Origin of the sequence: Ruegeria sp. 6PALISEP08, from assembly GCF_001238295.1 — a bacterium.
Lineage (GTDB): Bacteria > Pseudomonadota > Alphaproteobacteria > Rhodobacterales > Rhodobacteraceae > Ruegeria.
Genome location: NZ_LGXZ01000003.1, coordinates 200,758 through 222,614 on the forward strand (window position 1 = coordinate 200,758; position 21,857 = coordinate 222,614).

General features: G+C 59.1%; 20 protein-coding genes. 13 read left to right on the forward strand and 7 right to left on the reverse strand.

The features are described from left to right. Window positions 1–23: 23 nt before the first annotated feature. Window positions 24–662 (reverse strand): CatB-related O-acetyltransferase, encoded by a 639-nt coding sequence (locus ALB80_RS06430; RefSeq protein ID WP_050603209.1) that lies wholly within the window; start codon window positions 660–662, stop codon window positions 24–26. Further along, window positions 662–1,267: a flavin reductase family protein gene (locus tag ALB80_RS06435; RefSeq protein WP_050603210.1), complete on the reverse strand. Its 606-nt coding sequence runs from the start codon at window positions 1,265–1,267 to the stop codon at window positions 662–664. The genes ALB80_RS06430 and ALB80_RS06435 overlap by 1 nt, the downstream gene beginning before the upstream one ends. Window positions 1,268–1,338: 71 nt before the next feature. Here ALB80_RS06435 and ALB80_RS06440 point away from each other — a divergent pair, with 71 nt between their 5' ends. The 5 genes from ALB80_RS06440 (at window position 1,339) to ALB80_RS06460 (ending at window position 4,397) form a co-directional block, all read left to right on the forward strand. Further along, window positions 1,339–1,833, forward strand: coding sequence for a GNAT family N-acetyltransferase (locus ALB80_RS06440; protein ID WP_050603211.1), 495 nt, complete (start codon window positions 1,339–1,341; stop codon window positions 1,831–1,833). 52 nt (window positions 1,834–1,885) lie between these two features. Next, window positions 1,886–2,629, forward strand: coding sequence for an EcsC family protein (locus ALB80_RS06445; protein ID WP_050603212.1), 744 nt, complete (start codon window positions 1,886–1,888; stop codon window positions 2,627–2,629). A gap of 136 nt (window positions 2,630–2,765) precedes the next feature. Next, window positions 2,766–3,227 carry an NUDIX hydrolase gene (locus tag ALB80_RS06450; RefSeq protein ID WP_050603213.1) on the forward strand — a complete coding sequence of 154 codons (462 nt, stop codon included), beginning with the start codon at window positions 2,766–2,768 and terminating at the stop codon, window positions 3,225–3,227. A gap of 72 nt (window positions 3,228–3,299) precedes the next feature. Further along, on the forward strand, window positions 3,300–3,755 hold the full coding sequence (locus ALB80_RS06455) for a DUF1178 family protein (RefSeq protein ID WP_050603214.1): 456 nt from the start codon (window positions 3,300–3,302) through the stop codon (window positions 3,753–3,755). A 3-nt stretch (window positions 3,756–3,758) separates the two neighbouring features. Then, window positions 3,759–4,397 (forward strand): SDR family oxidoreductase, encoded by a 639-nt coding sequence (locus tag ALB80_RS06460; RefSeq protein ID WP_050603215.1) that lies wholly within the window; start codon window positions 3,759–3,761, stop codon window positions 4,395–4,397. Here the strand turns inward: ALB80_RS06460 and ALB80_RS06465 are convergent. After that, window positions 4,391–4,747 (reverse strand): hypothetical protein, encoded by a 357-nt coding sequence (locus ALB80_RS06465; protein ID WP_050603364.1) that lies wholly within the window; start codon window positions 4,745–4,747, stop codon window positions 4,391–4,393. The two genes, ALB80_RS06460 and ALB80_RS06465, sit on opposite strands and share 7 nt — an antisense overlap. Window positions 4,748–4,912: 165 nt before the next feature. Here ALB80_RS06465 and ALB80_RS06470 point away from each other — a divergent pair, with 165 nt between their 5' ends. From ALB80_RS06470 to ALB80_RS06495, 6 genes are all read left to right on the forward strand, one after another. Next, a complete protein-coding gene (locus ALB80_RS06470) occupies window positions 4,913–6,151 on the forward strand; it encodes an aspartate kinase (RefSeq protein ID WP_050603216.1) in 1,239 nt (412 codons plus the stop codon). A gap of 46 nt (window positions 6,152–6,197) precedes the next feature. Next, the gene (gene ptsP / locus ALB80_RS06475) at window positions 6,198–8,441 is read left to right on the forward strand and encodes a phosphoenolpyruvate--protein phosphotransferase (protein ID WP_050603217.1); all 2,244 of its coding nucleotides are present in this window, start codon (window positions 6,198–6,200) and stop codon (window positions 8,439–8,441) included. Between the two features lie 148 nt (window positions 8,442–8,589). Next, on the forward strand, window positions 8,590–10,035 hold the full coding sequence (zwf, locus tag ALB80_RS06480; protein ID WP_050603218.1) for a glucose-6-phosphate dehydrogenase: 1,446 nt from the start codon (window positions 8,590–8,592) through the stop codon (window positions 10,033–10,035). Window positions 10,036–10,037: 2 nt separating this feature from the next. Continuing rightward, window positions 10,038–11,843: a phosphogluconate dehydratase gene (edd, locus tag ALB80_RS06485; protein ID WP_172677864.1), complete on the forward strand. Its 1,806-nt coding sequence runs from the start codon at window positions 10,038–10,040 to the stop codon at window positions 11,841–11,843. A gap of 3 nt (window positions 11,844–11,846) precedes the next feature. Continuing rightward, window positions 11,847–12,479, forward strand: a complete 633-nt coding sequence (locus ALB80_RS06490; RefSeq protein WP_050603219.1) for a bifunctional 4-hydroxy-2-oxoglutarate aldolase/2-dehydro-3-deoxy-phosphogluconate aldolase — start codon at window positions 11,847–11,849, stop codon at window positions 12,477–12,479. Window positions 12,480–12,530: 51 nt separating this feature from the next. Continuing rightward, on the forward strand, window positions 12,531–13,721 hold the full coding sequence (locus ALB80_RS06495) for an alanine--glyoxylate aminotransferase family protein (protein WP_050603220.1): 1,191 nt from the start codon (window positions 12,531–12,533) through the stop codon (window positions 13,719–13,721). Between the two features lie 128 nt (window positions 13,722–13,849). Here the strand turns inward: ALB80_RS06495 and ALB80_RS06500 are convergent, their stop codons facing one another. Then, window positions 13,850–14,965, reverse strand: a complete 1,116-nt coding sequence (locus ALB80_RS06500; RefSeq protein WP_050603221.1) for a pyridoxal phosphate-dependent aminotransferase — start codon at window positions 14,963–14,965, stop codon at window positions 13,850–13,852. 84 nt (window positions 14,966–15,049) lie between these two features. Here ALB80_RS06500 and ALB80_RS06505 point away from each other — a divergent pair, with 84 nt between their 5' ends. Then, window positions 15,050–16,120: an SMP-30/gluconolactonase/LRE family protein gene (locus ALB80_RS06505; RefSeq protein ID WP_050603222.1), complete on the forward strand. Its 1,071-nt coding sequence runs from the start codon at window positions 15,050–15,052 to the stop codon at window positions 16,118–16,120. 66 nt (window positions 16,121–16,186) lie between these two features. Then, a complete protein-coding gene (locus ALB80_RS06510; protein ID WP_050603223.1) occupies window positions 16,187–16,969 on the forward strand; it encodes a crotonase/enoyl-CoA hydratase family protein in 783 nt (260 codons plus the stop codon). Here the strand turns inward: ALB80_RS06510 and ALB80_RS06515 are convergent, their stop codons facing one another. The 3 genes from ALB80_RS06515 to ALB80_RS06525 all read right to left on the reverse strand — a co-directional run bounded on the left by ALB80_RS06515 (window position 16,970) and on the right by ALB80_RS06525 (window position 21,796). Then, on the reverse strand, window positions 16,970–17,302 hold the full coding sequence (locus ALB80_RS06515; protein WP_050603224.1) for a DUF1992 domain-containing protein: 333 nt from the start codon (window positions 17,300–17,302) through the stop codon (window positions 16,970–16,972). It abuts the gene before it with no gap. 39 nt (window positions 17,303–17,341) lie between these two features. Further along, window positions 17,342–18,505 carry a benzoate/H(+) symporter BenE family transporter gene (locus tag ALB80_RS06520; protein WP_050603225.1) on the reverse strand — a complete coding sequence of 388 codons (1,164 nt, stop codon included), beginning with the start codon at window positions 18,503–18,505 and terminating at the stop codon, window positions 17,342–17,344. 135 nt (window positions 18,506–18,640) lie between these two features. Then, window positions 18,641–21,796, reverse strand: coding sequence for a valine--tRNA ligase (locus ALB80_RS06525; RefSeq protein ID WP_050603226.1), 3,156 nt, complete (start codon window positions 21,794–21,796; stop codon window positions 18,641–18,643). Between the last annotated feature and the right edge of the window lie 61 nt (window positions 21,797–21,857).

Consider the following 21,857-nt stretch of genomic DNA (forward strand, 5'->3'; position numbering starts at 1 on the left):
GGCGGCTTTGAGGGCCGCCTTTTTCATGGAGCCATTTGTTCAAGCACCTCGATATTGCCCGACAACAATGCATCCTCGGCCTCTGATATCCTATCGGCAGGCCAGTCCCACCATTTCAAGGCGAGCAATCGATCAATGGTGTCCCGGTCAAACCTAAATCGGCGCACTTCGGCTGGGTTGCCTGTGACGACCGCATAAGGCGGGATCGTTCCGCGCACGACAGAGCCTGCTCCAATTATTGCTCCGTCGCCAATATTTGCCCCCGGCATGATCAAAGCGCCATAGGCAATCCAAACATCATTGCCGATCACGGTATCGCGCCTGTCCGGCTGATACTCCAGCAGCTTTGCGGGATCGAAAACCGGAAATGGGTAACAAGTCGCCCCGTCCATGGCGTGGTTGGCCGATGAAGTGATGAACCGGACGCCGTGGGCGATTTGACAGAATTTACCCAAAACTAGTTTTTCGCGGGAAAACGGGAACAGGTAAGGGGCAAGCCGTTTCGCCCAGTCTTCGGGCACGTCGAAATCCGACGCATAGCTGTAATCACCGGTTTCTATTCTGGGGTGGTCGATGGCCTGAGACAGGAAGACCGTCCCCGGGTAATCCGAGCCGTCCGGCAGTGTTACTGGGTATCGGCGCGATGCGTCAGGTAATGGCATTAGTCATCCGGTCTTGAAAGGCTGAACAACTCGGACACGACCGAATAGTCCCTGTACCCAAGCCGTGCCAGTGGTTTGAAAGAAGTCACGTCAAATTTGCCATCCCGAAGGTGGTCGTCGTGCAGATGCACACCTGTCACTTCGCCGAACACAACCCGGTTCGCCACTCCGGGCAGGGTCACGATCTGCGTCAGCTTGCATTCCAAGGCTGCTGGAGCCCCTTCGACACGGGCGCAAGGGATGGTCTGGCATTCAACTGGCGTCAGCCCAGCATGTGCGAACTCGTCAACATGCTTTCCCAAACCTTCGGAACTGGCATTCATCGCATCACGATGGGCATGGGCCACCACGTTGACGCAGAAAACTCCCGTTGCCTCGATATTGGCAACACTGTCTTTGCCACCATCCTGATCATGCTTGGTACCAGTTGTGGCAAACATCACCTGTGGCGGTGTGTAAGCAACTCCGTTGAAGAAGGAATAAGGCGCCAGATTGTTGATCCCGTCCGCATCCCGGGTTGATATCCAGCCGATTGGGCGCGGTGTGATAATGGCGTTGAACGGGTTGTGCGGCAGGCCATGGCCGTCTTCGGGGCGATAGAACATCTGATCTCCAAGCGTTTGCCCAAGGCGTACCGAAGTGCTAGGGCGAATTCCAGCAAGGAAAAGAGGGCAGGGTGCAGCAATTCGGGATCAGGCCGGAAGAGCCGGATGATTGGTGGGAGGTCGAAGCCCTCTATGACCTGTGTTTTGCACCGGGTCGTGAGGCATTGTCGTCATATCGGTTGCGCGATGATGTGCCTCCGGTTGCGGGCCTGTCTCTGGTTGCGCGCGACGGTCAGGGCATTCTGGCCGGTGCGATCCGGTTCTGGCCCGTCCATGTTGGCGATCACGATGCTCTGCTGCTGGGGCCGGTTGCTGTGCACCCGACCCATCAGGGCGAGGGGTTGGGCCGATTTCTGATTCATGCCGGTGTCGAAGCCGGGCAAGCTCGTGGGTGGCAGCGCGTCATGTTGGTGGGGGATGAATCCTATTACAAACGGTTTGGCTTTACCCGATTGCAAGGGGTTGTGATGCCGCCGCCCACCAACCCGGACCGTGTTCTGGGGTTGGAATTGGTGCCCGGTGTCTGGTGCGGCGTTCAGGGGACAGTGACCCGCTGGAGCCGCTGACCTATTGAATCCACACCGCGCAACGCCGATGTTGAAAGGCAGGAGGGCGTGAATGCAAAACGTGGTTCTTGTCGAAAACGTAGATACAGACGCCGAGCTGGATCGTTTGGCGGATCACTACCGATCTGCCGGAGGGGCTGGTGTCAAACTGCTGAACAAGCTAGGTGGCTCGGCCGAGTCATTGCTGGAAAAATTGCCGGAACCAGTGCGGCATGGCCTGACCGGAGCGACCGAGCAGGCTTTGTGGCTGGCGATGCACGCGGCCCAGGGTTCACGGCGCGCTGTTCCCGATCAACAGCCTTGGGTGAACACCGCCGTGACCACGGCCATGGGTGCGGCCGGGGGGCTGGGCGGTGTTTCCACATCCCTGATGGAACTGCCTGCAACGACCACCATGCTGCTGCGCGCCATTCAGGGGGCCGCCGCCCGCGAAGGGTTCGATCCATCTGCAGAAAACGTAAAGTTCGACTGTGTACGTGTGCTGTCCGCAGCTGGTCCGCTGTCACATGACGACGGTGCAGATCTTGGCTTTTTCTCGGTGCGTCTGACGCTGACGGGACCGGCCATGCAGCGTTTGATCGCTGCCGTTGCGCCGCGCTTTTCGATTGTGCTGGGGCAAAAACTGGCAGCCCAGTCAGTTCCTGTCCTTGGGGCTTTGGCCGGAGGCGGGACAAACTATGTCTACACGCGGTATTATCAGCAGATCGCGCGTGTGCATTTTGGTCTGCGGCGGCTGGCAATCGACGCCGATATTCCACATGATGATCTGGTGCGGCAACTCTCGTCCCGCATGTAGATCAATCCTTAGCATAAGCGCCTGACTTGGCGGATTCTACATCATGTGGTATCCTTGCGCGAACCTTCCACAAAATGAGTATTCACTGACCTCAAGTGCGAAGGGATTAGGTGCTGGCTGAAGGGACCATCAAACGATGAAGCCACGGCTGCTGCGTCTTGAAAATCTCATTGCTGCGGAACAGCCCGTTTTGCAGCAAGCTGCAGCGCTGTGTTACCGGATCAAAGGCAATCGACCCGAGGTCTTGCTGATAACGACACGCAGGGCGCAACGTTGGATTATTCCCAAAGGCTGGCTTATCCCCGGCTTATCACGCGCTGACACGGCATTGCAGGAAGCTTGGGAAGAAGCAGGTGTGGCCGGTCAAAGCAGTGGGGGGCGGCTGGGGCAGTTTTTACACCACAAGCACCGGCTGAATCGCCCGCCTGTACCGATTCTGGTGGATGTCTTCCCCGTTCTTGTGCGGTCCGTTTCGCAGGATTTCCCTGAACAGGGGATGCGCAAACGCAAGTGGTATCCGCTCAAAAAAGCAGCTCTCAAGATGCATTCTCCGGAGCTTGCCGAACTGTTACGAGACTTTAAGCCTTACGCACATTAAGATTGGGCCAGAGAGGCTTGATATTGTCATTCTGGTCGGTATCTATTCGCCAATCAATTTTTTGGACTGAACATGATTCAATACGCGTTGAAATGCATTGAAGGCCACACGTTCGACAGCTGGTTCCAATCCGCTGAAGCCTATGACAAGTTGGCCACGACGGGGATGGTGACTTGCATAGTCTGCGGGTGCACGCAGGTTGAAAAAGCGATCATGACTCCGCGTGTCCGTCCGGCACGAAATGCGCAGCCGAAGCTGGAACAACTGCCCGCTGCGGACGACAAGATTGATGTGGCCACACCGGCTCCGGAAATCGAGAAGGTTCTGGCCAAGATACGCCGCCATGTCGAAGAGAACTCGGATTATGTAGGTAAGGAATTCGCCAACGAGGCGCGTAAGATCCATTTGGGCGAAGCCCCGGACCGCGCCATTTATGGCGAGGCCAAGCCAGATGAGGCGAAATCGCTGATCGAAGACGGCGTACCGGTGGCCCCACTACCGTTTGTCCCCAGCAGAAAGACCAATTGAACCATGCACATCGTGATCACTGGTGCTAATCGCGGCATCGGGCAAACTCTGGCGCAATGTTACGTCAACCGGGGTGAAAACGTCACCGGAACAGCACGTGACAACAGTTTGCAGGTTCGCCTTGATGTGTCTGATCCCTTGCAGCAATCGGCCATGGCAGAACAGTTGAAAGACCAGCCTGTTGATTTGCTGATCTGCAACGCCGGAGTGTATCTGGACAAGGGGCACACGATTGACGACTACCCGGCTGACATGTGGGCGCAGAGCTTTGCGACCAATGTCACTGGCGTGTTTCTGACTGTGCAAGCGCTGTTGCCCAACTTGCGCGCGTCAGGCGGCAAGGTGGCGATCCTTTCGTCACAAATGGCGTCGCATACCCGTGCTCCGGGCGGCAGCTATATCTATCGCGCGTCCAAGGCGGCGGTGTTGAATCTAGGACGTAATCTGGCGACTGACCTCAAAAAAGACGGTATTGCCGTTGGTATCTACCATCCGGGCTGGGTTCAGACAGACATGGGCGGAGCGACAGCGGATATCGACGTCGATCAGGCCGTGTCCGGCCTGATAAAGCGGTTCGATGATTTGTCACTGGCCACCACAGGGTGCTTTGAAACCTATGACGGACAGCAGCACGCTTATTGAGGGGTCAGCGCTGCCTTGGGGATTTCGTAGACTTCGCCAGGATCAATATAGATCACCAACAGATCGCCGCGCGTTTCATAGGACATCTTCGAGGTCGAACTGCTGGATTCAGGGACGCCGTCCTTGAAATAGATATTGCGCACCTGCCCACCGCCCAGGCCAACAGCAAGGGTTGTCGTGCCGTCATCGTGGCGGCGCAGCTCTGCATTGCAGCTTTGCAGCGGATCACCGGCGTTTGCGGCGCAAGGCACTGTGCCCAATGCGTTTTTGCCGTCGGTTCCAGCAACGCTTGCGACCTGAGCCAAGGCAGGCGACGAAATAAGGGCGACGGCAAGGGCTAGGCGAAACATGAAGAACCTCTTGATTTGGTTGTTGTCCATAGGCTGACATCGCGCCTGCATAATGTAAAGCGGCCCTGCGCCGTAGGCAGACGGCTTTTGCGCCCTTGCCCTTGCGGTGCCCCTCGCTTATGAGGCACGGAACTTCTAATCCAAGGCGCGGAGACTTTTGCCCCCATGCCAGTACTCGTAATGAAATTCGGCGGCACATCAGTCGCCAATCTGGACCGCATCCGCCGTGCCGCCAAGCGCATCGGTGTTGAAGTTGCCAAGGGTTATGACGTGATCGTAATCGTCTCGGCCATGTCGGGCAAAACCAACGAGTTGGTGGGCTGGGTGAATGAGACGTCGCCCATGTTTGACGCGCGTGAATACGATGCTGTCGTGTCTTCGGGTGAAAACGTCACCGCTGGCCTGATGGCCCTGACCTTACAGGAAATGGACATCCCGGCGCGCAGTTGGCAAGGCTGGCAGGTACCGCTGCTGACCACCAGCGCCCACAGCCAGGCCCGGATCGAGGAAATCCCGACCGAGAACCTGAATCAGAAATTCGGTGAAGGAATGCGTGTGGCTGTTGTCGCGGGCTTCCAGGGCCTCAGCCCCGAAGGCCGTATCACTACGCTGGGTCGTGGCGGCTCGGACACTACGGCTGTGGCATTTGCCGCAGCCTTCGGCGCTGAACGCTGTGACATCTACACAGATGTGGATGGCGTCTATACCACTGACCCGCGCATCTGTGAAAAGGCGCGCAAGCTTGACCGGATCTCGTTCGAAGAGATGCTCGAACTGGCTTCGCTGGGGGCAAAAGTGCTGCAGACCCGTTCGGTCGAACTGGCGATGCGCTATAAGGTGAAACTGCGCGTTCTTTCAAGTTTCGAAGAACAATCCGACGAGGCCGGTACTTTGGTCTGCGACGAGGAGGATATCATGGAATCCAATGTTGTGGCCGGTGTGGCCTATTCCCGTGACGAAGCCAAGATGACCGTCGTATCGGTGGCCGACCGCCCCGGTATCGCCTCGATCATCTTCACCGCGCTCAGTGATGAGGGCGTGAACGTTGACATGATCGTTCAGAACATCTCGGATGAGGGGCGCACCGACATGACCTTCTCATGCCCGACCGATCAGGTGGCCCACGCCGAAAAGGCGTTGCTGGCGATCAAAGAGGCAGGCGAACTGAATTATGCCGATCTAGTCGCGGATAACGACGTCTGCAAGGTTTCGGTTGTGGGAATCGGTATGCGCTCGCAGTCGGGCGTTGCGGCCAAAATGTTCAAGGTGCTCTCGGATGAGGGGATCAATATCAAGGTCATTACAACCTCTGAGATAAAAATTTCCGTTCTGGTCGACAGGAAATACATGGAACTTGCTGTTCAGGCGCTGCATGATGCCTTTGAACTGGATAAGGCGGCCTGAGCTTTTAAGCCACGGGTCTCGCCTGACACACTAGACAGGGTGGGCCATGGCGGACGGCACCGAAACAGAATCCCGCAAGCTGTTGCGGCGGCTGCGCGAAGAGATGGCGAGCGAAGCCGCCGGTCAGGAGCGTCTTGACCGGATCACCCACTTAATTGCCGACAGCATCCGGGCCGAAGTGTGCTCGGTCTACCTGTTTCGCGATGAAGAGACGCTGGAGCTGTGCGCGACCGAAGGTCTCTCTCCTGAAGCGGTCCACAAGACGCGAATGCGTATGGGCGAGGGTCTGGTGGGGCGCGTCGCCAAATTCGGCAAGGTGGTCAATACGGCGGATGCGCCATCCCAAAAAGGGTTCCGGTACATGCCGGAAACAGGCGAGGAAAGGTATTCGTCCTTTCTTGGGGTCCCGGTACAGCGCCTTGGGGAAAAGCTCGGTGTTTTGGTGGTTCAGTCGCGTGAAGCGCGCGAGTTTTCCGCTGACGAAGTCTATGCGCTGGAAGTGGTCGCTATGGTGCTGGCCGAAATGGCGGAACTTGGTGCTTTTGTGGGCGAGGGCGCAGCCCTGTCGCCATTGCACCAGCAATCGGTTCTGTTGCGTGGTGGCCCGGCGCAGGAGGGATCAGCCGAAGGGCATGTCTGGCTTCATGAACCTCGCGTGGTCGTCACCAACCCGATCGCGGAAGACCCGCACACGGAACGCGAGCGTCTGATCGAGGCGGTTGATGAGTTGCGTGTCGGTGTCGACAAGATGCTCGAGATTTCTCAGAACGGCGACACCGAACAACTCAAAGTGCTGGAAGCCTATCGCATGTTCGCAAATTCCAAAGGCTGGATGCGCCGGATGGAAGAGGACATTGCCCTTGGCCTCAGCGCTGAGGCTGCAGTTGAAAAGGAACAATCGCAGGCGCGGGCACGCATGGGGCAGGTCACCGATCCCTATCTGCGCGAACGGCTGGCGGATCTGGACGATCTCAGCAACCGCCTGTTGCGGATTCTGACCGGGCAGGGCAAGACCGACAGCGCCGACCTGCCACCTGATCCGATCCTGATCGCCCGCAATATCGGCCCCGGAGACCTGTTGGAATATGGGCGGGCGCTGAAAGGGATTGTGCTTGAGGAAGGCTCGGTCGGCAGCCACGCAACCATCGTGGCGCGGGCACTGGCGATTCCGCTTGTGGTGCATGTGGGTCGGATCACGACCGAGGCGTTGAACGGCGATCATATTCTGGTCGATGGTGATCAGGGCGTTGTGCATCTGCGCCCCGAAGACACCGTGGTCAGTGCATTTCGTGATAAAATCGCCATGCAGGCCAAGGCGCAGGAACGCTATGCCTCGATCCGAGAAACCCCTTGTGTTTCACGAGATGGCGCGCGCATCAACTTGGTGATGAACGCGGGCCTGATGGCTGACCTGCCGTCGCTGGGTACCTCGGGCGCCGAAGGCGTAGGCCTGTTCCGCACAGAACTGCAATTCCTGATCCGCAACAAGATGCCGAAACGGTTGGAGCTTGTCACCCAATATCAACGTGTTCTGGATGCGGCGGGCGACAAACGGGTGGTGTTCCGCACCCTCGATATCGGGTCGGACAAAGTGTTGCCCTACATGAAACATGTGGCCGAACCAAACCCCGCGCTGGGCTGGCGCGCCATTCGGGTAGGCCTGGACAAACGCGGTGTCATGCGGATGCAGTTGCAAGCGCTTCTGCGCGCTGCCAATGGTCGTCCGTTGACCATCATGTTCCCCTTTGTGGCGCAAGCTGATGAGTTCCGCGAAGCCCGGTGGGAGGTGAACAAAACCATCGAGCGCGAGAAACGGTTGGGCCACGTCCTGCCAGAAATGCTTGAAGTCGGCGCGATGCTGGAAACACCGTCGCTGGCCTTTGCCCCTCAGAAGTTTTTTGACGAGGTGGATTTCATCTCGATCGGTGGCAATGACCTTAAACAGTTTTTCTTCGCGGCCGACCGTGAGAACGAACTGGTCCGTCGGCGATACGACACACTGAACGTCAGCTTCCTGAGCTTGATGGAGCGGATTGTCGAGCGCTGCGATATCTCGGACACCCCGCTCAGCTTCTGTGGCGAGGACGCAGGCCGCCCGGTCGAGGCGCTGTGTCTGGCGGCGATTGGGATACGGACGCTCTCGATGCGTCCAGCCTCCATCGGTCCGGTTAAAAGTCTGCTGTTGCGCTGTGATCTGTCGGAGGTGCGTAAAATAATTGCCGATGCCCGCCATCGCGGCGAGCAAAGCGTGCGCCCGGCTGTGATGGAATGGCTGCGCAATCAGGGTTAGGGCGCAAAAAGATCCGTTTTGGGAAACTCTGCTTGATTTTTTCGCGCGGGCTTTTTATCTGACAGGCAATGTTAGCGATAACATACTTTGTATTGTGCGGTCTCGCGCCATGCTAGGTTGATATCGGCACACTCAGAAGGAGCCCGTGATGGTTTCACGCGTAATTCCGGTAGAACCATTCGATCTGGTGCTGTTTGGGGCCACAGGCGATCTGGCGCAACGCAAGATCCTGCCGGGCCTGTACCATCGATTTGCGATTGGGCAAATGCCCAAAGGCGCGCGGATCATCGGTACGGCGCGGTCGGAAATCGACAGCGATGGGTTCCGCGAGCAGGTCCGCGCCTCGATGCAGCAATTTGCTCCGGATTTTTCTGCCGAGACACTGGACCGGTTCCTGGCACATGTTGAATACGTGCCCGTGGATGCCATGGGCGATGCCGGGTGGTCTGATCTGATAAAACTGGTGCGTGATGATGTTGTGCGGGCCTTTTATTTATCGGTGGGGCCAAGCCTGTTCGCTGGGATTGCGCAGCGTTTGCATGACACCGGTTTGGCCACACCCGACAGCCGCATCGTGGTCGAAAAGCCGTTTGGTCATGATCTTGCATCGGCCAAGGCGCTGAACGAAGGCTTGCGCGCCTGTTTTGAAGAACACCAGATTTACCGGATCGACCATTATCTGGGCAAGGAAACCGTGCAGAACCTGATGGCGCTTCGTTTCGCGAATTCGCTGTTCGAGCCGCTATGGAATTCCACCCATATCGATCACGTTCAGATCACCGTGGCCGAGACCGTGGGCGTAGAAGGGCGCGGGGCCTATTACGATCAATCCGGTGCAATGCGGGATATGATTCAGAACCATCTGGTGCAATTGCTGTGTCTGACAGCGATGGAGCCACCTTCGAAATACGCGCCCAACGCCGTGCGTGATGAAAAGGTCAAGGTGATCGAAGCGCTGGAGCCGGTCGAGCCCAAAGATATTGCACGCGGCCAATACCGGGCGGACAAGGGCGAGGGCGGCTATGTCGATCATGTCGGCAATCCCGCCAGCCGAACCGAAAGCTTCATTGCCCTCAAGGTCCATATTGGCAATTGGCGTTGGGCAGGTGTGCCGTTCTATCTGCGCACCGGAAAACGCCTGCGCGCGCGCGAATCCGAGATCGCGGTTTTCTTCCGCGATCCGCCACACACGATTTTTCCCAATGTCGGCCCGTTGCACGGAAACGTGCTGGTGATCCGCTTGCAGCCTGACGAAGGCATCACTCTGCGCACCACGATCAAGGATCCTGGGCCGGGTGGCTTCCGCTTGTCGGACGTGGCCCTCGACATGAGCTTTGCCGATGCCCTTGGGGCCGAAGCACAAGCCCCGGACGCTTATGAGCGGCTGATCATGGATGTCATCCGTGGCGATCAGACACTGTTCATGCGCGGCGACGAGGCCGAAGCCGCCTGGGCTTGGGTCGATCCCATCATTCACGGCTGGGAACAGCGCGGAGACCGCCCGTCCCGGTACGATCAGGGCAGTTCAGGTCCCGAAGAAGCACTGATGCTGATGCATCGCGATGGACGCCGGTGGCGTCAGATCGGAGGGTAATCATGGTACACACAGTAATTGCCGACGTCACAAAACGGATCGTCAACCGCAGCGCCGATCTGCGCGATCCTCACATGGAACGAATGGACCAGGCCAGGTCCAAAGGCCCGGCCCGCGCGCATCTGTCTTGCAGCGGTCAGGCTCATGCTTTTGCAGGTGCGGGTGAAGACCAGCAGTCCATGGCCACTGGCACAGCAGGCAATCTGGGCATCGTCACAGCCTATAACGACATGCTGTCCGCGCATCAGCCGTTCGAGCGCTATCCCGAACTGATACGCCATGCGATCCGCGCAGCTGGCGGCACCGCTCAGGTTGCAGGGGGCGTGCCAGCTATGTGTGATGGCGTTACGCAGGGCGAAGCAGGGATGGAACTGTCGCTGTTCTCGCGCGATGTGATCGCGCTGGCGACTGGCGTGGCGCTCAGCCATAACACTTTTGATGCGGCGGTATTCCTTGGCGTGTGTGACAAGATCGTCCCCGGACTGATCATTGGTGCGCAGGCCTTTGGCCACCTACCTGCGGTATTTCTACCTGCCGGGCCCATGACCAGCGGGTTGCCGAACGACGAAAAAGCCAAGGTCCGTCAGAAATTCGCTGCGGGTGAGGTTGGCCGCGAAGAGCTGATGGCCGCTGAAATGGCCGCATATCACGGCCCCGGCACCTGCACCTTCTATGGTACGGCCAACACCAACCAGATGTTGATGGAGTTCATGGGCCTGCACCTGCCGGGATCCAGCTTTGTCAATCCGAACACGCCCTTGCGTGATGCCTTGACCGAAGAAGGCGCGCGCCGCGCCCTGTCGCTTAGCGCGTTGGGCAACCACTACACGCCGGTCTGCCAGATCCTCGATGAGCGTGCCTTTGTGAACGGCATCGTGGGGTTGATGGCGACGGGCGGATCGACCAACCTGCTGATCCACCTGATCGCTATGGCGCGGGCGGGTGGTATCGTGCTGGATTGGCAAGATTTTTCCGACATCTCTGCCGTGGTGCCATTGGTTGCACGCGTTTATCCCAACGGCCTGGCCGATGTGAACCACTATCACGCCGCTGGCGGTCTCGGCTATACGATCGGTACACTGCTGGACAATGGGCTTTTGCATCCAGACACGCTGACCGTCGCGGGGCAAGGACTGCAAAACTATACCAAGGAACCCAAACTGCTCGAAGGAGACCTCGTCTGGCAGGACGGCACCGAACACAGCCTGAACGACAAGATTTTGCGCACGGCCAAAGACCCGTTCCAACCAACCGGCGGTCTGTCGCGCCTGACGGGCAATCTGGGCACCGGGGTTATGAAGGTTTCAGCAGTCGCTCCTGAACATCAGGTGGTCGAAGCCCCCGTGCGCGTATTCCATGATCAGGACGATGTCAAAACCGCCTTCAAGGCCGGAGAGTTCACCGATGATGTCATCATTGTCGTACGCTTCCAGGGCCCCAAGGCGAACGGGATGCCCGAGTTGCATTCGCTGACCCCCATTCTGTCGATCCTGCAGGGTCGGGGACAAAAAGTAGCGCTTGTCACCGATGGCCGCATGTCCGGAGCGTCGGGCAAGGTTCCCGCAGCCATCCATGTCTGCCCCGAGGCGCTGGACGGCGGTGCCATAGCGCGTCTGCATGATGGTGACATCCTGCGCGTTGATGCGGTGCAGGGTCAGTTGGAAATCCTGACCGAAGGCGTACTGGACCGATCCCCCGCCACTGTCGATCTTTCAGCCAATCAACACGGTGTCGGGCGCGACCTCTTCGGTGCGTTCCGGCAGAATGTCGGGTCCGCCGACACAGGTGCCAGCATATTCGGAGCATAAGTGATGACGAAAACCCAACGCACCCGCGAAATCTGCGCTCTGGCGCCCATCGTTCCAGTATTGGTCATTGATGATGCGGCGCAGGCGCGCCCGTTGGCCGAGGCGCTGGTGGCTGGTGGTCTGCCGGCGCTGGAAGTCACCTTGCGCACACCGGCTGCTCTGGAAGCCATCCGTGCCATGGCCGAGGTGCCCGGTGGCGTGGTCGGCGCAGGCACGCTGGTGACGCCCGAAGACGTCCGTGCCGCCAAAGAAGCGGGCGCCCAATTTGGTGTCTCTCCGGGCGCAACCGACGCATTGATTGCAGCGTGCGAGGCCGAGGGCCTTCCGCTGCTGCCCGGTGCCGCCACGGCAAGCGAAGCGATGGCCCTGTTGGAAAAAGGCTATGACATGCTGAAATTCTTCCCCGCCGAGGCCTCGGGCGGCGCTCCTGCGCTCAAAGCTATCGGTGCACCCCTGCCGCAAATCAGTTTCTGCCCCACAGGAGGAGTGTCGCCCACAAACGCTCGTGATTACTTGTCGTTATCCAATGTGATCTGTGCTGGCGGCAGCTGGGTCGCGCCGAAGCAAATGGTCGAAGCCAGCGATTGGGCCGGGATTGAAACACTCGCGCACGAGGCGTCGAAGCTGGCGGATTGACGCCGCGCGGCCTCTCGGTAATGTGGGCGTCAACTCATACAGGTTGACCCCATGAAACAGACAGTTTCCCTTTCCCAGGGGCGGACATATTTGGCCATCCCCGGTCCTTCGGTCATGCCGGACGCGGTTCTGCAGGCCATGCATCGCCCGTCGCCCAATATCTATGATGGGGAACTGATCGATATGATGCCTGCCCTGACCAGCGATCTGCGTCGGGTTGCTGGAACACAACACAACGTAGCCATCTATATCGCCAATGGTCACGGCACATGGGAAGCGGCGCTGTCCAACGTCATCGCGCCTGGCGAAACCGTTCTGGCACCTGCTTCGGGTCGGTTCACCCATGGCTGGGCAGAAATGGCCGAAGGGATCGGGGCAAAGGTGCAGCTGATCGACTTCGGAACATCCTCAGCTTGGGATCTCGACCGGATCGCAGACGCGTTGCGCGCTGATGAGAAGCACCAGATCAAGGCCGTTCTGGCGGTGCATGTGGATACCTCCAGTTCAATCCTCAACGACATCCCGGCGCTTCGCAAGCTTCTGGACGATCTGGAACACCCCGCACTGTTGATGGCAGACTGTATCGCCTCGCTGGGCTGCGACCGGTTCGAGATGGATGAATGGGGTGTCGATGTCACGGTCACCGCCTGTCAGAAAGGTCTGATGGTCCCGGCGGGTGTCGGCTTTGTTTTCTACAACGAAAAAGCGCAGGCAAAACGAGCCACCATGCCGCGTGTTTCGCAATACTGGGACTGGCAGCCGCGCGCCAATCCTGACTTGTTCTACCAGTATTTCAACGGCACTGCGCCGACACATCATCTCTACGGCTTGCGCGCTTCACTGGACCTGATCCACTCGGAAGGGATCGAACAGGTCTGGGCCCGCCACAAACACCTGGCCAAGGCCATTTGGGCGGCGTGTGAGACATGGGCCGAAGAAGGCGCGCTGCAAATGAACGTCGCTGACCGCGCCCACCGCAGTCACGCGGTTACCGCTCTGCGTCTGACCGATGGACGCGGAACGGCCTTACGCTCCTACACCGAAACCCAGCTGGGCCTGACACTGGGCATTGGGTTGGGGATGGAAGACTATGACGGCTGTTTCCGCCTCGGCCATATGGGCCACATCAACGGGCAGATGGTGATGGCCATTCTGGGCGGTATGGAAACGGGCATGACCGCACTTGGTATTCCACGTGGCAAGGGGGCCCTCGAGGCCGCTGCCGCCGTGCTGGCCACCTGACAAAACACTTGCGCGCTGGATCCGATCCGCCTCTTCATCTGGCTGGAAATATCCTCGGGGGGAATCGCGCTGTGGCGCGATGGGGGGCAGACAGCCCCCCTATACTTCCTAACCCAAAGGAAAAAAGATCAGTCTGTCCTTGCCCGCGCTTCTGCAAGCGCCTTGGGCAAAGCTGTCGCAAAAGCCTCCAGATCGGACTCGTCACCGCAGCTTACCCGAATGCACCTGTTCTGCGGAGCCGCAAACGGCATCCGAACAAAAACCCCTTGCGCGACCAATGCATCCAGCACGGCCCTGGCAAACACCCCGTCCTGCCCACAGTCAATCGCCACGAAATTGGTGGCCGAAGGCAGGGGTTCCAACCCGTTCTCGCGGACGATCGCGCCGATCCGCTCACGCGCCTCTGCGATTTGTGCCTGAATGTGCTCCAGCCACGCGCCGTCCTGCAAAGCCGCCAAAGCCCCGGCTTGCGACGCACGGTTCATACCGAAATGGTTGCGCACTTTGTTGAAGGCCGCGATCAGTTCGGGCGCACCCATTGCATAACCGACGCGTGCACCGGCCATGCCGTAGGCCTTGGAAAACGTCCGCATTCGGATCACGCGGGGATCATCCACGCTGACGGGGGCCGCCGTCCCCTCGGGCGCACATTCCACGTAAGCCTCATCCAGAACCAGCAGGCAGCCTTCCGGCAAGGCTTCCATCGCCTCTACGATATCGGCACCCGAATGCCAGCTGCCCATCGGGTTGTCCGGGTTGGCCAGATAAACCAGCTTGGCGCTGACCTCGGCCGCCTTTGCAAACAACGCCGCCGGGTCTTCGTGATCGCCGGAATAAAGCACCTTGTGCAGATCACCTCCGAACCCGGCCACATGATAGTTGAAGGTTGGATATGCTCCGTCCGATGTCACCACGGCATCTCCAGGACCGATAAGCAGACGCACCAGATAACCCAGAAGCCCGTCAATCCCTTCGCCCACAACGATATTCTCTGGCGTCACCCCATGATGGTCTGCCAGAGCGTTGCGCAAGTCATGGTTTTCGGGATCGCCATACATCCAGATTTCAGATGCAGCCTGCGTCATAGCCTCGATGGCCCGTGGTGAGGGGCCAAACACGCTTTCATTCGCACCCAGACGCGCAACAAACGGCGCACCGCGCTGCCGCTCTTGCGTTTCGGGGCCGACAAAGGGCACGGTGGCGGGCAGGGATTGGGCAAGCAGGGTGTATCGAGGTCCGGTCATGTGCGCAGATAACCCCAAGCCCGAACATTGAGCAAGCGTGCGGCATCCGGCACGCTGGAAAAGATTTTGAATAAAGGATCACAGATGCGCATTCTCTTCGCTGTTATTCTCTTGGGCCTCGCCTATCTTTTGTTCTGGCCCGTCCCGGTTACGCCCGTCGCTGTTGAGATGCCGGAAGATGCTGGGTTTACAGGGGACTTCTTGGAAAACACGGCACTGGATGCCGCACAGCTTATCCGCCTTCCAGGGGAAGAGATTGGCCCCGAAGATATCGCCGTGATGCCTGATGGAACGGTGTACACAACCAGCCTGACAGGGGTCCTCTATCGCATCGACGGAGAAGAACCCGTTGAGGTCGACCGTCTGGGCGGACGTCCTCTGGGTCTTAAGGCCGGGCCTGACGGCGCGCTTTACATCGCTGACAGCTTTCGCGGCGTGATGCGCTGGACAGGGCCAGGCTCGTTGGAAACAGTGGTAGCTGACATCAACGGAGTGCCGGTGATCTATGCCAACCAATTGGATGTGGCGCAGGATGGAACGATATATTTCTCGAACTCCTCTGACCGTTTTGATCCTGAAACAATGGGGGGGACCAAGCCTACCTCGGTCCTGACCATTTGGGAGCAGTCCGACACCGGCTACGTCGCGCGCCACACACCCGACGGCACCACCCAGAAGATCGCCGAAGGGTTCGTTTACACCAATGGCGTTGCCCTTTCCCCGGATGAAGACTTTTTGCTGATCGCAGAAACGGGTCGTGCACGGGTGCACAAGTTGTGGCTGAGCGGTCCCAGGGCCGGGCAGCAAGACGTTCTGATGGATAACCTGCCAGGGTATCCCGATAACATCGAGGCGCAGGGCGATGGCACCTATTGGATGGCGTTTGCCAGCCCACGCGTACCGTCAGAGGCGCTGATGCCATACCCGCTTTTGCGCAAGGTGATCTGGCGGCTCGGTCCGGCCGTCCGCCCTGCACCTATCCATCGTGGCATGATGGTGCAGTTCGACGGTGAAGGTCGCATCTTGCGCACGCTGCAAGACCCGCAGGGCCGTTTAGGTATCACAACCGGGGGCAAGGTCGTAGGCGACCAGTTCTATGTCATGACCCTCGATTCCCCGTGGTTCGGGCGGATGCCCGTCAGCGATTTGCCCTGACGTCGCAGTGGTATTCGGTCGCCGGGCCGGGCATTGTTGGGGCAATTGAATTTCGGGAGGTCCCCCATGTCACGCGTATCTGTCACCTACAAAGACCATGTTGCCCATGTCACCCTGACCCGCGGCGACAAGATGAACGCACTGGACGACGCGATGATCAAGGCGCTGCTGTCCGCGGGGCAAGAGGTCGCGGCCTCGGATGCCCGGGCTGTGGTTCTTTCCGGTGAGGGCAAGAGCTTTTGCGCTGGCCTCGACATGGCAAGCTTTGCCAAGATGGCTCATATGGACCCCACGGAATGGCTGATGACCCGCAGTCATGAGGACGCCAATGAGATGCAGGAACTGGCCCTGATTTGGCGCCGCGTCCCGGTTCCGGTGATCTGCGCCATTCAGGGCGTGGCCTATGGTGGTGGCCTGCAAATCGCGCTGGGCGCGGATATTCGCGTTGCTCATCCCGAAGCGAAACTGGCCGTGATGGAAATGAAATGGGGCATCATCCCAGATATGGGCGGTATGGTTCTGCTGCCCCGGCTGGTCCGTTCGGACGTGCTGCGCCTTCTGACCTATACGGCACGCCCTATCGGTGCGCCTCAGGCGGCTGATTGGGGTCTTGTTACGCAGCTTTCTGATGATCCTTTGACCGAAGCTTTGGCCATTGCTGAAAACATCGTCGGTCAAAGCCCTTCGGCCATTCGTGCCGCCAAACGTCTGATCGAAATAGCCGAATCTCAGGGTCGCGCCGACGTATTGATGGCGGAATCGGCTGAGCAGGTGGAACTGATCGGCAAGCCCGACCAGATGGAAGTGGTGATGGCGCGGATGCAGGGCCGCAAGCCCGAGTTCAAATGATCAGCGCATAAAGGCCCGCCTCGCATCGCGGGCCATGTTGTAACGCATTTCCAGATCGGCGATATGGGCCATTGCGGCTTTTCGCTCGGCAGGGTCCGTCAAGGTCGCATAGTTTTGTCGCGCTGCATCGAGCAGTTTCTTGATGTCGAACTCTTCCGGCAATACCCCAGCCTGCGCCATGATCCGATGACCGGCGGCGATGGCCGGGTCACTCATGGCTTCTGATGACCGGTCGGGCAGCGGTTGGCCTTCGCCGTCCAAACCCTGCAATTGACCTTCGGCCTGAGCCTTTTTGATCTGGCGTTCGACCAGTTTTCCCAGTTTCCCAAGCATGGGCGTATTCTAAGCGATCTGCGGCACCAACAAAACTGTCTATCTGACCCGTTGCGACACCAGATAGGCAATCCCGCCCGCCAGCAGACCCCAGACCGCCGCGCCCAGGCCAAACGCAGTGATGCCCGAGGCTGTGATGGCAAAGGTCAGGATGGCCGCTTCACGTTCAGCAGGAACCTCCAGCGCGGCTGAGGTGGCATTGGCCATTACGCCGATCAAGGCAATACCGGTCAGCGTGCCCATCAGCATCGGGTCAGCATGAATGGCGAATCCGGTGATGGCCACGGCGAACACCCCGAACAGGCAATAGAACACGCCCCCCATCACGGCAGACCAATAGCGCAGTGCGGGGTCTGGATGGCTGTCTTCATTCGAACACATCGCAGCGGTGATCGCGGCAAGGCAGGTGGCGGGCGCCCCAAACGGTGAGGACAGGATGCTGGAAATGCCGACCGCCGAGAACAGCTTGCCTGTCTGCGGCGCATAGCCAAAGCTGCGGATCACCGCGATGCCGGGGATGTTCTGCGTGGCCATTGTGACAATGAACAGCGGAACGGCGATTCCGATGACTGAAGCCACAGAAAAATTGGGTGTGGTCCAGACCGGGGCCGCGATCCACTGCGTCGGCGTCAGCGACGCATCCCCTGCGTTCAATACCACGACGACAGCCGCAGCAATTACCGCTGCTGGTACGGCGAACAGACGATTGATCCGGCCTGCGAGGAACCATGTTAGAATCACAGGCAAGGTTTGCCACGGCAGTTCAACCGCAGCCTGAAAGGGCAAGATGCAGAGCGGCAGCAACACGCCGCCCAGCATCGCCTGCGCCAGCGTTGTGGGTATCGCCGCAGCCAACTGTCCCAAGGGCCGCCAGAGCCCCGCCAATACGGTCAACGCCCCTGCACAAAGGAATGCACCCGTCGCCTCGGCGAACCCGAGGGCCGGTGTGGCAGACACCGCCAGCAGCGCCGCACCCGGCGTAGACCAGGCCACGCTGATCGGCTGACGATACCATAGGCTCAGCACGATGGCGGTCAGGCCCATGGCAACGGCGGCCATCATCAAACCAGACGCCGCCTGCGCTGGGGATGCGCCCATTGCGGCCATGCCCTGCAGCACGATGGGAAAGGAACTGAAGAACCCGACAATGGCAACAACCAGCCCGGTGGAGATTGTCTGGAACGGTGGGGCTGTGTGTGTCATGCCGACCTCGGACGGTTGCGATTGCCGATTGCTAACAAGCGGGGGCAGGGACGGGCAAGCGCTTTGCGGATAAAAGCAAACCCCGCCGGATCAGCGGCGGGGTTCGGAAATTGAGTATTTGGAAAAAGATGAAGATCAGGCGATTTCGGCCAGACGGGCGAGCGCCTCGCTTAGTTTGGCCTCTTCTTCTTCGCGGGCGGCAAGGTTGGCTTTGGCTTCGGCGACAACCTCTTCCGGGGCCGAGGCCACGAATTTGGGGTTGTTCAGACGTCCACGCAGGCCGCCGAGCTCTTTGGCAAGCTTGCCTTTGGCTTTTTCAAGCCGTTCCTTTTCGGCACCGATATCGATGATATCGGCTAGCGGCAGGCCGAAAGAGGCGCCGGGGGCGGCGATTGAGATGGTACCTTTGGGCAGTTCATCCGCCTTGGTCAGGCTGTCGATCCGCGCCAGACGTTTGATCAGCGCTTCGTTGCGGTCCCAGGCCGCTTGACCGTTTGTATCGATTTCGGTCACCAGCATCGGTACGTAAAGACCGGCCGGAACGCGCATCTGGGCGCGGGCCGAGCGTGTGTTTTCGATTACAGAGATCACCCAGTTCATCTCACGATCCGCATCCGCGTCGATCTGTTCAGCGGCGGCGTAGGTCGGCCAGTCGGCGTGGACGACCATCTTTGCACGATTGCCGGTCAGGCCCCACAGCTCTTCGGTGACAAAGGGCATGATCGGGTGCAACAAGACCATGCACTGATCCAGAACCCAGCGCATGGTGGCGCGGGTCTCGGCCTGTGCCTCGGCGTCATCGCCCTGCAGCAGGGGTTTCGACAGTTCCACGTACCAGTCGCAGACCTTGCCCCAGACAAAGGCATAAAGCCCGTTGGCCGCGTCGTTGAAGCGATAGCTTTCCAGCGCCGCGTCGACTTCTTCCCGCACGCGGGCGGTTTCGCCGATGATCCAGCGGTTCACGGCGGCCTTGGGTTTCAGGTCGGCCACGTCCAGTTGCGGAACGGCGTCGGTGAAAACCTCGTTCATCTCGGCAAAACGGACGGCATTCCACAGCTTGGTGCCGAAGTTGCGATAGCCGGTGATGCGTTCGCGGGACAGTTTCAGCACACCACCAATCGCCGCCATCGAAGCATTGGTGAACCGCAGCGCGTCGGCACCGAATTCGTCGACAATTTCAAGCGGGTCGATAACGTTGCCGGTGGTCTTGGACATCTTCTTGCCCTTCTCGTCCCGTACAAGCTGGTGCAGGTAGACGGTGTGAAACGGGATCTGATCGACCACGGCCAGTTGCATCATCATCATCCGGGCAACCCAGAAGAACAGGATGTCGAAACCGGTGATCAGAACGTCCGTGGGGAAGTAGCGTTCCAACTCCTCGGTTTGTTCGGGCCAGCCCAGCGTACCGATGGGCCAGAGACCGGAGGAGAACCAGGTGTCGAGGACATCGGGGTCGCGCCAAACCGGGTAGACCAGCTTGGTCGGGTCTTGTTCAACTGCGTACTGAGCAAGGCTTTCGGCGAATTGATGAATCGCTTCCTGCTTGTCGGCGACTTCGATAACCGTCGCGTGGCTCAGAGGGCTGGGAATGTTGGCATTATCGTCGAGAAATTTTTCGGTAACGGCCTCAAGGCTCGCTGCACATTCCATGACATTTCCACGGTGCAGCATGCCGCCTTCATTCAGCAAACGACCCATCTCGACCAGATCAAGGTCGCCGTCACTCTCGTCGTCGATGAAGTCATCGGCAGACAGGTCTAGCCCATACCAAACCGGAATCTGATGCCCCCACCACAGCTGGCGCGAGATGCACCAGGGCTCGATGTTTTCCAGCCAGTGGTAATAGGTCTTCTCGCCTGACTCGGGGATGATCTTGACCGTGCCGTCCTTGACCGCATCCAGCGCGGGGCCGACGACTTTTTCGGCATCCACGAACCATTGGTCGGTGAACATAGGCTCGATCACAACTTTCGAGCGGTCGCCAAACGGCTGCATGATCGGTTTGCTCTCGACCAGCGGTACCAGCGCTGTGGGATCATCATCCTCGCCTAGCTTGGTGCCCAGAACTGGATCGTCGGCGCGGGTCATCACGGCCAAACCATCGGCGGTGATCTCTTCCACCACCTTCGCCCGGGCCTCGAACCGGTCGAGCCCGCGCAGGTGATCGGGGACAAGGTTGATCGCGTCGATCTCATTCTCGGTGAATTCACGCCCACGGGCGTATTCCTGTGCCTTGCCCGCCTCTTGGGCATAAGGCGCACCATCAGCCCGCATGGCACCCTTGGTGTCCATCAGGCGGTACATCGGAATGCCGCCGCGTTTAGCCACCATGTTGTCGTTGAAATCATGCGCCCCGGTGATCTTCACTGCGCCCGAGCCGAAATCGGGATCGGGATAGTCATCGGTGATGATCGGGATCTGACGCCGATGCTCTTTCGGCCCAACCGGGATTTCGCAGAGTTTACCGACGATTGGCGCGTAACGCTCATCCGACGGATGAACCGCAACCGCACCATCACCCAGCATGGTTTCCGGGCGGGTCGTGGCGATTGAGATGTAATCGCGCTCTTCCTCCAGCACGATATTCCCGCCCTCGTCCTTCTCGACATAGGTATAGGTTTCACCACCTGCCAGCGGGTATTTGAAGTGCCACATGTGGCCCGCGACTTCGATGTTCTCGACCTCAAGATCCGAGATCGCGGTCTCAAATTGCGGGTCCCAGTTGACCAGACGCTTGCCGCGATAGATCAGACCCTTTTCGTACATATCGACGAAGACTTTGATCACCGCATCGTGGAAATTGGCCGAGTTCTCATGCCCCGTACGCGGATCACCCGTCGCACCGGCCATGGTGAACGCGTTGCGCGACCAGTCGCAGGATGAGCCCAGACGTTTCAGCTGTTCGATGATCGTGCCGCCGTATTCGCCCTTCCATTCCCAGACTTTCTCAAGGAACTTCTCACGGCCCAGTTCGCGCCGACCGGGTTGCTGGGTGGCAGCCAGCAACTTTTCCACCTGCATCTGCGTCGCGATACCGGCGTGGTCCTGACCGGGCTGCCACAGCGTGTCAAAGCCGCGCATCCGGTGCCAGCGGATCAGAATATCCTGAAGTGTGTTGTTGAAGGCATGGCCAACGTGCAAAGCCCCCGTTACGTTGGGCGGCGGGATCATGATGGTAAAGCTTTCGTCGCGCGAGCGGTTCGCGCCTGCCTTGAAGGCTCCGGCCTGTTCCCAGGCCTCATAAATGCGGGCCTCGGCCTCGGCCGCGTTGAATGTCTTTTCCATCGCCATTGGATGCGTCCTGCGTCAACAAATTCGGGTCAGCGATTGCAATAGCGAAAGGATGGCAAAA

What these genes read in the sequence shown, in the direction of transcription:
- ALB80_RS06510 (WP_050603223.1), top strand. Translation starts at nt 16,187, where the DNA reads ATGTCACGCGTATCTGTCACCTACAAAGACCATGTTGCCCATGTCACC.
- ptsP (WP_050603217.1), top strand. Translation starts at nt 6,198, where the DNA reads ATGGCGGACGGCACCGAAACAGAATCCCGCAAGCTGTTGCGGCGGCTG.
- ALB80_RS06520 (WP_050603225.1), bottom strand. Translation starts at nt 18,505, where the DNA reads ATGACACACACAGCCCCACCGTTCCAGACAATCTCCACCGGGCTGGTT.
- ALB80_RS06450 (WP_050603213.1), top strand. Translation starts at nt 2,766, where the DNA reads ATGAAGCCACGGCTGCTGCGTCTTGAAAATCTCATTGCTGCGGAACAG.
- edd (WP_172677864.1), top strand. Translation starts at nt 10,038, where the DNA reads ATGGTACACACAGTAATTGCCGACGTCACAAAACGGATCGTCAACCGC.
- ALB80_RS06495 (WP_050603220.1), top strand. Translation starts at nt 12,531, where the DNA reads ATGAAACAGACAGTTTCCCTTTCCCAGGGGCGGACATATTTGGCCATC.
- ALB80_RS06490 (WP_050603219.1), top strand. Translation starts at nt 11,847, where the DNA reads ATGACGAAAACCCAACGCACCCGCGAAATCTGCGCTCTGGCGCCCATC.
- ALB80_RS06430 (WP_050603209.1), bottom strand. Translation starts at nt 662, where the DNA reads ATGCCATTACCTGACGCATCGCGCCGATACCCAGTAACACTGCCGGAC.
- ALB80_RS06445 (WP_050603212.1), top strand. Translation starts at nt 1,886, where the DNA reads ATGCAAAACGTGGTTCTTGTCGAAAACGTAGATACAGACGCCGAGCTG.
- ALB80_RS06455 (WP_050603214.1), top strand. Translation starts at nt 3,300, where the DNA reads ATGATTCAATACGCGTTGAAATGCATTGAAGGCCACACGTTCGACAGC.
- ALB80_RS06525 (WP_050603226.1), bottom strand. Translation starts at nt 21,796, where the DNA reads ATGGCGATGGAAAAGACATTCAACGCGGCCGAGGCCGAGGCCCGCATT.
- ALB80_RS06515 (WP_050603224.1), bottom strand. Translation starts at nt 17,302, where the DNA reads ATGCTTGGGAAACTGGGAAAACTGGTCGAACGCCAGATCAAAAAGGCT.
- ALB80_RS06460 (WP_050603215.1), top strand. Translation starts at nt 3,759, where the DNA reads ATGCACATCGTGATCACTGGTGCTAATCGCGGCATCGGGCAAACTCTG.
- ALB80_RS06505 (WP_050603222.1), top strand. Translation starts at nt 15,050, where the DNA reads ATGCGCATTCTCTTCGCTGTTATTCTCTTGGGCCTCGCCTATCTTTTG.
- ALB80_RS06470 (WP_050603216.1), top strand. Translation starts at nt 4,913, where the DNA reads ATGCCAGTACTCGTAATGAAATTCGGCGGCACATCAGTCGCCAATCTG.
- ALB80_RS06500 (WP_050603221.1), bottom strand. Translation starts at nt 14,965, where the DNA reads ATGACCGGACCTCGATACACCCTGCTTGCCCAATCCCTGCCCGCCACC.
- ALB80_RS06435 (WP_050603210.1), bottom strand. Translation starts at nt 1,267, where the DNA reads ATGTTCTATCGCCCCGAAGACGGCCATGGCCTGCCGCACAACCCGTTC.
- ALB80_RS06465 (WP_050603364.1), bottom strand. Translation starts at nt 4,747, where the DNA reads ATGTTTCGCCTAGCCCTTGCCGTCGCCCTTATTTCGTCGCCTGCCTTG.
- zwf (WP_050603218.1), top strand. Translation starts at nt 8,590, where the DNA reads ATGGTTTCACGCGTAATTCCGGTAGAACCATTCGATCTGGTGCTGTTT.